8 protein-coding genes are annotated in these 10,289 nt (G+C 71.1%); 2 read left to right on the top strand and 6 right to left on the bottom strand.

Annotation, left to right across the window (positions count from 1 at the left end):
* Together NOD94_RS37980 and NOD94_RS37975 are read right to left on the bottom strand one after the other, a co-directional pair.
* Positions 1-1,222, bottom strand: a 1,222-nt coding sequence (locus NOD94_RS37980; RefSeq protein ID WP_281210807.1) for a transglycosylase family protein, incomplete at its 3' end; no start/stop codon positions are given.
* Positions 1,223-1,597: 375 nt separating this feature from the next.
* Positions 1,598-3,109, bottom strand: a complete 1,512-nt coding sequence (locus NOD94_RS37975; protein ID WP_281210806.1) for a hypothetical protein — start codon at positions 3,107-3,109, stop codon at positions 1,598-1,600.
* A gap of 95 nt (positions 3,110-3,204) precedes the next feature.
* Between NOD94_RS37975 and NOD94_RS37970 the strand changes: the two genes are divergently transcribed.
* Positions 3,205-3,744, top strand: a complete 540-nt coding sequence (locus NOD94_RS37970; protein WP_281210805.1) for a WcaF family extracellular polysaccharide biosynthesis acetyltransferase — start codon at positions 3,205-3,207, stop codon at positions 3,742-3,744.
* Entirely contained in the window at positions 3,741-4,859 is a 1,119-nt protein-coding gene (locus tag NOD94_RS37965) for a glycosyltransferase (protein WP_281210804.1), read from the top strand. The genes NOD94_RS37970 and NOD94_RS37965 overlap by 4 nt, the downstream gene beginning before the upstream one ends.
* A 39-nt stretch (positions 4,860-4,898) precedes the next feature.
* Here NOD94_RS37965 and NOD94_RS37960 read toward each other — a convergent pair whose 3' ends face one another.
* The 4 genes from NOD94_RS37960 to gmd form a co-directional block, all read right to left on the bottom strand.
* The gene (locus NOD94_RS37960; RefSeq protein WP_281210803.1) at positions 4,899-5,114 is read right to left on the bottom strand and encodes a DUF6458 family protein; all 216 of its coding nucleotides are present in this window, start codon (positions 5,112-5,114) and stop codon (positions 4,899-4,901) included.
* Positions 5,115-5,245: 131 nt separating this feature from the next.
* Positions 5,246-5,941 (bottom strand): hypothetical protein, encoded by a 696-nt coding sequence (locus NOD94_RS37955; protein ID WP_281210802.1) that lies wholly within the window; start codon positions 5,939-5,941, stop codon positions 5,246-5,248.
* A 94-nt stretch (positions 5,942-6,035) separates the two neighbouring features.
* Positions 6,036-8,813, bottom strand: coding sequence for a LamG-like jellyroll fold domain-containing protein (locus NOD94_RS37950; RefSeq protein WP_281210801.1), 2,778 nt, complete (start codon positions 8,811-8,813; stop codon positions 6,036-6,038).
* 246 nt (positions 8,814-9,059) lie between these two features.
* Positions 9,060-10,073 (bottom strand): GDP-mannose 4,6-dehydratase, encoded by a 1,014-nt coding sequence (gmd, locus tag NOD94_RS37945; RefSeq protein WP_281210800.1) that lies wholly within the window; start codon positions 10,071-10,073, stop codon positions 9,060-9,062.
* Positions 10,074-10,289: the final 216 nt, after the last annotated feature.

Raw genomic sequence — 10,289 nt, 5'->3', positions numbered from 1 at the left:
CGGTCCAGTTGCCGCTGACCTGGCGGACCGTGTGCAGGACCCGACCGTCGGCGGCCACGAACGCCACCTGGAGCTCGTCGTTGACGGCGGCCGCGGACACGTCCGTCACGGTCACACCCGACACCACCGACGACAGGGAGTTGAACACCCACTCGCCGCTGAAGAAGCGGGCACCGTGGTACTGCTTCGCACCGTTCTCGGCCGTCAGAACCAGTTGCAGGTCGTTGCCCGTGCCGGCCACCGCGACGTCCGCGATACCGGTCGGAGCACCCTCCGCGGAAACATCGCCCCAACCGAGCCACGTACCGTTCGCCAACCGAGCCGTGTGATGCAGAACCCCATCGGCCACCGCCAGAACCTGCACGTCCGACCCGGTGCGAGCCATCGCCACCTTCGTCACCGGCTTGTCACCCGCCGGGTTACCCACCGCAGCGAGCGGCGTCCAGTTACCGTCCGACCGGCGCACCGTGTGGTACACCTTCCCGTCCGCCACCACCGCCACCTGAAGCTCCGCACCCACCGAAGCCGCCGCCACCTGCGTCACGTTCGCCAACTGACCCGCCGCCGCGTGAACATCACCGAAGGTGCCCCACGAACCGTTCCCGTTGCGGACGGTGTGGTGGAGCCTGCCCTCGTTGCTCACGGCCAGGACGTGCGTGTCGCCGTTGATGCCGGCTTCCGCGACGGCGCGGACGCCGCCGGGTACCGCGGCCGCCTCACCCTCGACGTTGCCGAAGCGGGTCCAGCTGCCGTCGGCGAACCTCGTCGCGTGGTGCAGGCCGTTGCCGGAGTCGACGAGCACCTGCGCCTTCCAGGACTGCGCGGGGGCCGGCGGGGTGGGGGCGTCGGGGTACGGGTTCGCGTGGTCGGTGCCGAGTCCCCTGCTGCGACCGCAGCTCGGCCAGGCGCCCGGGCCCTGAACGGCCAGGACCTTCTCGGCTATCAGGATCTGCTGCTTCTTGGTGGCCTGGTGTGCGTACGCGGCGTACGCCGTGCCGCCGAAGGCCCGCCAGGTCGACGCGGAGAACTGGAGGCCGCCGTAGTACCCGTTGCCGTTGTTGATGCTCCAGTTGCCCGAGCTCTCGCACTGGGCGACCTTGTCCCAGGTCGCCACACTGGCCGCCGAGGCCGAGGTGGTGCCCAGCGAGAGGGCGACGGACGCCCCGATGGCGACGGTGGCGGTGAGCGAGGCGAGCGCGGTCGTACTACGGCGAGTGGGCATGACGGTTCCCCCGGAGTGAAGACGTGGATGTGCTGCGGACGCGCGGTGGTGCGGTGACCGGGGCGCGAAATTCGGCCGCATCACCCGGTGTTCCCGGCCCCCGCGGGCCGTTGACACGATCATGTCCGCTGGTCAGGGGACGTTCCAGGGGTTCCGGCCGGCCTGAAGGGGCCCTGGCCGGAAGCGTCCGGCGCGGCCTGGAAGGGGCGGTGCGGAGGCGTCAGGAGGGCCCGGCGCCGGGCATGCCGAAGGCCCGCGCACCGGTGGACGCGGGTGGGCGGGGGCAGGGCCGTGGGGTGAAGGGGGTGCGGCGGGACGGGCGGCGGGACATGCGGCGGGACGGCGGGCCGGGCCGGTACGGCGACCCCGCGCGCGTCAGCGCAGGGTGGTGCCCTTGTCCGTGCGGTACGTGGCCACGAGCGCGAGGCACATCGCGGCGATGGCGACCCGACCCGAGGCCTGGAGCAGCGGACCGCGCAGCAGGATGAAGGAGTAGCCGGCGACGAGCGGGACGACGACGGAGATCAGGCTGCCCGGGGGCGAGCGGCGGGTGGCGCGCTTGGCGTAGCGGCGGTCCACGCGGGCGGCGGCGTAGCCCATGCCGAGCAGTCCGGCGCCCATGCCCAGCGGGCCGAAGTCGATCCACAGCTCCGCCCAGATCGGGGAGGAGAGGTTGGTGTTGACGGTGCCCATCCACGTGCCGACCATCACGCCGGTGTCACGCGGCTTGCCGGGCCAGACCGAGCGCGGCACCGCGAAGAAGATGGAGCCGGCGAGCTGGCGGCCGTAGAAGTGGCCGGGCCCGGAGTTGGAATAGGTGATGGTGTTGGCGAACATGCCGACCTGGTCGTAGTCCTTGAGCGCCATCGGCTCCAGGAACGAGGTCGTCTCGACCGGCTTGTAGTTCTTCTCGTCGTAGCGGAAGCGGTCGGCGAACGGGAAGACGAGGAGGGCGATCACCACGGCCATGGACAGGGCGACGCGGTACATCGCGGCGCTCACCGGGAAGACGGTGAAGAGCAGCGCGAACATGACGGTGAGGAACCAGTAGCGCGGGTTGGAGATCGGGTTGTTGACGATCAGGTTCAGCCCGGCGAGCGCCGCCCAGGTGACGATGACCGACACCTTGCGGCGGGCGAACTTCGAGGTGATCAACCAGCGCGTGTACAGGAGCAGGGCGAGCAGCGCGGGCACCGTGCCGAAGCCGCGGAGCAGGGCCTGGCCGGCCTGGCCGTCGCCGTTGGAGACGCCCGCCTCCTCGATGCCCGCGATGATCTCCTGCCGGCTGGAGAAGAACACGGACGGGCCGCCGAGCTTCATGATGAAGGCGGCGCTGCACATGAACGCGATGACGGTCAGCAGCTGGAGCCGGCGCCGGTGGGCCATGACCGGCCGCGCTTCCTTCTGGGAGCCGCCCGCGCGGCCGGTGGGCCGGTGGCGGGCGAGCAGCACTCCGACGTCGAAGGCGGTGCAGCCGAGCAGTACGAGGCCGACGGCGACGGTGAGGTCCGAGCGCGGGCCGACGACCGGGGTCGGCACCTGGCCGAGCACGGCCTGGGCGAGGGGGGCCACGCCCATGGCCATGTAGACGAAGAGCCAGAAGGAGCCCTGGAGCAGTTTGCGGCGGCTGGTGAGGACCATCGCCGAGAGCCGGGCACCGGCGTACATGGCGAGCAGCAGCTGGAGCCAGAAGGCCGCGTCGCGGGCTCCGGCGCCGGATTGGGCGGCGACGAAGAACGGCAGGAAGACGGTGAAGCCGAGGGCGAGCGGAACGGACAGCGCGCGGGAGAGCAGGGTGCGTGGGGTGGTGACCCTGCCCCACTTCGATTCGTCCTCGACGGGGGCCGCCGCGGGTGTGACGGCGGGCTTGCGTATGTCCGTAGCCACTGTTGCCCCCACCCCTGTGCGTGATCCGCGCGCAGTCTAGTCTGAGCGGGCTGCGCCCGGGGAGGCGCGTCGGGGTGGACGATGAGGGGCGACCGTTGCGTGATCTTCCTGCCTTCACGCTGGCCGGGTACGACAAGGGGCGCGGGCTGCTGACGCAGGCGCTCTGGTTCGCCGTGATGAACACGGTGTTCATGGCGTGGTTCTGTCCGGTACGGCTGCGCGTGGCACTGCTGCGGGCCTTCGGGGCGAAGATCGGCGAGGGCGTCCTGATCCGGCACAAGGTGCGCGTGCTGTGGCCGTGGAAGCTGACCGTCGGGGACCACACCTGGATCGGTGAGGGCGCCTGGTTGCTGAACCTGGAGCCGGTGACCATCGGGGCGAACGTGTGCCTGTCGCAGGAGTCGATGCTGTGCACCGGCTCGCACGACCACCGGGCCGCCGACTTCCGCTACCGCAACGCCCCGATCACCGTCGAGGACGGCGCGTGGGTGGCCGTACGGGCGACCGTGCTGGCCGGGGTGACCGTGGGCCGCTGCGCGGTCGCGGGCGCGGGCGCCGTCGTGCACAAGGACCTGCCGGAACTGACCCTGCAGACCCAGGACGGCCGCCGCCGCCCGGTGGAGGAGCCGAAGTGAAAGTACTGCACGCCGTTACGCTGCATTCCCCCTCGCACGCCTTCGGCGGGCCGGTACGGGTCGCGCTGAACCTCGCCAAGGGGCTGCGCGCGCGGGGCCACGAGGCCCGGCTGCTCGCGCTCGGCGAGGGTTTCCCCGAGCCGTGGCCCACCGACGTGGAGGGTGTTCCGGCCAAACTGTTCCCCGCCCGGCGGATCCTGCCCCTCGGCTTCAGCGGGATGACCTCGCCGGCCCTGCTGGTCTCGGCGGGCCGTCTGGTCCGGGAGGCCGACGTGGTGCACGTGCACCTGGCGCGGGACCTGGTGACCCTGCCGGTGGCGTTGGCCGCGCTGCGCGCCGGCAAGCCGCTGGTGCTCCAGACCCACGGGATGGTCGACCCGAGCGAGAAGGCCCTGGCCAAGGTGCTGGACGCGGTGGCGGTGCGCCGCCTGCTGCGCGGGGCCGACGCCGTGCTGTACCTGACCCCGCACGAGCGGGAGGGGCTGGACGCGGTGGTCGGCTCGCCGCTGGAGCGGTCCGTACGGCTGGTCAACGGCACTCCGGGGCAGGAGGAACGGCCGCCGCTCGACGGCCCGCCGCGGATCCTGTACTCGGCGCGCCTCCAGGCCCGCAAGCGGCCGGTGGACTTCGTTGACGCCGCCCCGGCGGTGCTCGCGGCCCACCCGGACGCGCGGTTCGTGGTGGCCGGCCCCGACGAGGGCGAGCTGGCGGCCGTCCGGGCGCGGATCGACTCGCTCGGCCTGGGCGCGCGGTTCACGGTGCCGGGGGCGCTGTCGAGCGCCGAGGTCCTGGCCGAGCTGCGGCGGGCCCACGTGTACGTCCTGCCGTCGGTCGAGGAGCCGTTCCCGATGTCGGTGCTGGAGGCCCTGGCGGTGGGCGTGCCCTCCGTGGTGACCCACTCCAACGGCCTGGCCCGCGACATCGCGGCCGCCGGCGCGGGCCGCGCCGTCGACCCGGGCCCGGAGGGGGTGGCCCGCGCGGTCCTGGACCTCCTGGACCCGGACACCAACCGCACGGCCTCCCACGCGGCCCGCGAACTGGCGGCCGCCTCCTTCTCGATGGACGCGGTACTGGACACCCTCCTGCCGGTGTACGAGGGGGCTCTCCGCGACTGAGGGCACCGGCCCTACCGTACGGCGGGCGCCCTGGGCGCCCTAGATGACGTCCCGGCGTTCCTCGACCACCGGGAAGGCGGCCGTGGCGCGGCGGCGTTTGAGGACGCTCGCGTAGACGGCGAGGCCGACGCAGCCGGCCGCCATCATGATCAGGCCGACGAGGTCGAGGTTGACGCTCTCCAGCTCCCAGTCGCTCGCGAAGGTGAGGATGGCCCCCACCACGATCAGGGCGATGCAACCGCCGATGCCCCGCATAGGATTCGCCTCCGCTGTGTCGTGTGACGGCGCGGGTACCCGGAACGCGGGCACGAAAACGCCGCCGGGGCCCGGGTGTTGCGGGTGCGGCGGCGTTCTCGTGGTGGTGCCGGGGGCTCGGAGGGCGCGGGTTACGCGGGGATCCAGGCGAAGCAGCCCGTCGAGTTGAACGTGGCGGCGCCGCCCGGGACGGTGGCCGTGATCCTGTCGCCCGCCTTGGGCGGGGCCTCGGGGCCGGAGGCCAGGACGGAGCCGTCCTTGCCCTTCGCCTCCCAGGTGCAGGTGGTGCCCTGGGTCAGCGCCCGGTAGGTGCCCGCCGCGGGCGCGTTGCGGGATCCGTCGCCGAAGCCCTTCTCCGCGGCGGTCAGCACCGGCTTCTGCTCGGGGCACAGGTGCGTGATCGCGTCCTTCGCGCCCTTGATCTCGCCGGAGATGATGGCCGCGGTCGCCGCGTCCTTGTCCCGCTTCGCGGTGCGCTCCACCCGCTGGCAGGCTTCCTCGCCGGTCTGCAGGACGGCTGCCGGGTCCATCTTCTCGGGGACCCGGCCGCTGAGGTACTTCTTCTCGTTGTCCTTGAAGCTGCCCGTCTTCGGGGTGAGCTTCGGGTCCGGCACGACGGGGCCCGTCGGCTTCGCGTCGGGCGCCACGGACGCGGCCGGCCCGGAGGGCGTCGGTGAGGCGTCCGCCGGGTCGGGGACCGAGGAGGAGGCCGGCGGCTTCGGCTTGACCGCGGCCTCGGCGCCGGCCTTGCCGTCGTCGGAGGAGCAGGCGGTCAGCGTCAGGGCGGCGGCCAGCAGAACAGCAGCCGCTGCGGAGCGTCGGTACATCAGGTGGCTCCCGTACTTACTGGGTACTCGGGGTGGAGAGGCGGACGGGGCCCGGCGTCACCAGCGGTGGCCGGGCCCCGTCCGCACTCGGCGGTTACTTCGGGCCGAAGGTGAGGATCAGCTGCGGGGCGGCGTCCGCGGCCGTCGACTCCGAGGACCAGATCCACATCGGGTCGGTGCCCGTGCTCGTCAGCCCCAGGCTGGAGCTGGTGCCGAGCACCGCGGAGACCGCGGCGGTGTCCAGCTCGACGTTCTGGATGGCCGAGCCGTCCGGCACGCCCGCGATGCTGCCGAGCGGGGTGGTGCCGAGGGTGGGCTTGGTGTTGAACGTCGTGCCCGCGCCGCTCCAGGTGCCGGTGACCGGGACCACGGACACGGTGTCGGCGGTGCCGGCACCCGCCTGCGAGCTGGTCTTGAACTGGAGCGAGGCGGCCTTCAGGACCTGCCCGGACGGTGCGGCCGGGAGGGTGAAGCGCAGGTACGTCTCGTAGGCCGAGGTGCCGCGCACCGCGAGCGAGGTGGACGTGCCGTAGGCGGCGTTCGGGGCGCCCTGGTTGATGTAGGTGTCCTCGGCCGCGACGACCTTGGAGACCGTGTCGGTGGGCGCCTTGGCGAGGTCGTAGTGACCCTTGACCTGTGCCTGGGTGAGCACCGTCGGGTAGACGGCCGTCTCGTCGATCTGTCCGGCGAAGAAGTTGCTCGTCGGGCGGGTCGGCCAGCTTCCGAGGTTGTCACCGCCGACGTGCCAGTAACCGGCGTACGGGGTGGAGTTCGTGGCGCTGTTCGTGCCCTTGTTCTGGCCGTCCACGTACAGGGTCATGCCGCCGGGGCCCTGCGTGCCGACGACGTGGTGCCACTTGTTGTCGTTGTACGTCTCGAAGAGACCGGTGGAGATGGTGCGGGTCGAGCCGTTGTAGACGCCGAAGATCAGACGACCGGTGTTGGTCATGTAGATCTGCTTGTCGTACGAGCCGCTGCTGTTGACCGTGTTGTTGCCGAAGCCGATCAGCTTGCCGCCGCGCGTGGTGCTCGTCTTGAACCACGTCTCGATGGTGTAGGTGGCGCCGACCGACTGGCGGTGGTCGCTGTACACCTGCTGGCTGGTGCCGTTGAAGCCCATGGCCGTGCTGGAGCCGGTGACGGCGCCGGGGGTCTGGCGCAGCGTCGGGGCGTTGACCTGGATGCCGCTGGTGTTGCCGCCGTTGGAGGAGTCGGCGACGTACGGGCTGACGGTGTCGTCGTAGCGCCAGTACAGCTGGGCGCCGTCGCCGCGGACCTTGTCCGGGTAGGCCTGGACCGAGGTCGGGATCGTCACGGAGACGTTCGCCGACAGGGCGCTGGTGTTGCCGGCGGCGTCGGTGGCGGTCACCCGGTAGGTGTAGGCCTGACCGGCCTTGACCGTGGTGTCGTTCCAGGAGGCCTGCGGGCGCTCGAACTCCAGGGAGTCGGCGTTGACCGTGGCGATCGGGGTGCCCGAGCCGTTCCGGTAGATCCGGTAGGTCAGCAGGCTGTCGTCCTGGTCGTAGCTGGTGCGCCAGCGGACCTGGGCCTCACCGGGCTTGACGCTGGAGGCGCTGGCGACCGGGGTGGTCGGCGCGCCGACGTCGCCGGTGGAGGCGAAGCGGGTCAGGCCCTGCTGCGGCTCGCCGTTGATGAGCGTGAACTCACCGCCGACCCACATGTACTTGACGTCGTTCTTCTCCGCGACGGACATGACGCGCGGGCCGATGCCCTCGCCGATGCCGTCGTTGGCGTTGGGGTGCCAGCCGAGCTTGCGGGGGCCGCGCACGAAGCCGTCCACGGGCGCGGGGGCGGCGCCTTCGTGGTTGGTCCGCTGGGCCAGCAGGAAGTTCCGCTTGCCGTCGGGGAACTCCAGCTCGGTGGAGCAGTCGTGCGCGTGGGAGGAGCTGTACAGGACTCCGTCGTACGGCAGGACGTACTGGGTCGCGCCGAGGCAGCGGTCGCGCCACTTCTCGCTGAAGTCGGGGTTCAGGCCAATGCGGCCGTCGAAGACGCCGCCGCCGGAGCCCTCGTTGCCCGTGTAGTAGCCCGTCTCGTCGGCCGAGATGTCCTTGACGACCGAGTTGGAGGGGATGTTGTTGTAGGTCTTGGTGACCGCGCCCGTGGTGGCGTTGACGACGGCCAGCGCGTGCGAGTTCGCGTTGTTGACCGAGAAGAAGTCACCGCCGAGCAGGACGTTCTTGCCGTCGTTGCTGACCTCGATGGCGCGGCCCGGCTCGTCGGCGTTGGCGACGAAGGGCTTCAGCGCACCGGAGGAGGCGTCGACCGCGGCGAACCGCTCGCGGGTCTGGCCCTCGACGGTGTTGAAGTCGCCGCCCGCGTACAGGGTGTCGTCCGTGACGGCGAGCGCGCGCACGGTGGCGGGGAAGCTCGGGTGGAACGAGGCCTTGGGGGTGCAGCTCTCGATGTCGATCGCCGCGAGGCTGGAGACCGGGGTCCCGTTGACGGCGCCGAAGTAGCCGCCCGCGTACAGGGTCTTCTTGTCCTTCGAGACGACCAGGGCGCGCACGGTGGCGGTGCCCTCGCCGACCGTGAAGGCCAGCTTGCAGGAGGTCGGGTTGCCCGTGGCGGCGTCGAGCGCCACGAAGTTCACGGCTTCCTGCTCGGTTCCGCTGCCGGCCCCCACCGGCGGGCTGACCGCGGAGAAGGTGCCACCGGCGAAGACGGTTCCGTTCGCCTGGTCCATCGCAAAGACGATGCCGTTCGGCTGCCAGGTGGGCAGCTCGTCGGCCGTGAATGCCACTGGCGGCGTGATGGCCGACGCCTCGGGCATCAGCACCAGGCCTATGCCGGCGCCGGTGCCGGCCAGTGACAGGACGAGGGCAGCAGTCAGCCCTCTGGATCTACGCATGAGCCCCCCAGGGCAATCGCCCGGTTTGATGGCTGAAAATTATCCGAACAGCCATATGTACTGGCGCAGACTAGGGCTCACGCGAGTACCCGGTCACCTCACTTGACCCATTGCATACCAACTTGGAATCAACAAGGTTCACGAGGAGGGTGCACTTCGGACATACGGCAGGTTTGCCCCGGTCAGGCCTGCGAATTACCGCAGCAATGACCGGGACACGGCAAAGCGTAGGGGCAATATAAGCCCTCAGCGGTCGATTCGGACCGTCACGCCCGCCAGTTGGTCCTCGACCTGACGGATGTCGGCGTCCACCATGATCCGGGCCAATTCGGGCACCAGGACCGACGGCTTCCAGCCGAGGATCTCCTGGGCCTTGGAGGCGTCGCCGATGAGGGCGTCGACCTCGCTGGGGCGCTCGTACTTGGGGTCGTAGCGCACGTGGTCGTTCCAGTCGAGGCCGGCGTGCGTGAAGGAGGACTCGACGAACTCGCGGACGGTGGCCGCGACGCCGGTGGCCACCACGTAGTCGGTCGGCTCGTCCTGCTGGAGCATCCGCCACATCGCGTCGACGTACTCGGGCGCGTAACCCCAGTCACGGACGGCGTCGAGGTTGCCGAGGTAGAGGTGGTCCTGGAGACCGGCCTTGATGCGGGCGACCGCGCGGGTGATCTTGCGGGTCACGAAGGTCTCGCCGCGGCGGGGGGACTCGTGGTTGAAGAGGATCCCGTTGACCGCGAACATGTCGTAGGCCTCGCGGTAGTTCACCGTGGTCCAGTACGCGAAGACCTTCGCGGCGCCGTACGGGCTGCGCGGGTGGAACGGGGTGCCCTCGTTCTGCGGCGGCGGGGTCGCGCCGTACATCTCCGAGGACGAGGCCTGGTAGATCCGGGTGTCCACGCCACTGGCCCGGATGGCCTCCAGCAGGCGCAGCGCGCCGAGGCCGGTCACGTCGCCGGTGTACAGGGGGGCGTCGAAGGAGACGCGGACGTGGGACTGCGCGCCGAGGTTGTAGACCTCGTCGGGGCGTATGTCGCGCAGCAGGTTCACCAGGGCGACGCCGTCGGAGAGGTCCGCGTGGTGCAGGACGAAGGACCGGTTGGCGGTCTGCGGGTCCTGGTAGATGTGGTCGATCCGCTCCGTGTTGAAGCTGGAGGACCGCCGCACGAGCCCGTGCACCGTGTAGCCCTTGGAGAGCAGGAGCTCTGCGAGGTACGAGCCGTCCTGCCCGGTGACGCCGGTGATCAGTGCGGTCTTGCCCATGGGGTCCCCCTGGTGGTGGTTGCTGTTCGTCGTGGTGAGGCTGTGCCTCGGAGTGTGCGCGGGTCGGGCCCCGGCAGGGGGCGCACCGAGCGTTCGGGCCGCGGCCCGGGGCTGGATGGGTACCGTACACGTCCGTTGCGGCGGGCTTTGCGGCGGATTCCGCCCCCGGCCGCACCGGCGGACGCCGCCCTCCCGGAGGTGGGTCGCGGGCGCCGG

This window comes from Streptomyces sp. Isolate_45 (genome assembly GCF_024721315.2).
In the GTDB taxonomy this organism is placed as follows: Bacteria; Actinomycetota; Actinomycetes; order Streptomycetales; family Streptomycetaceae; genus Streptomyces.
Note: the sequence above shows the minus strand (reverse complement) of the source record. Positions and strands in the feature narration are given on the sequence as shown.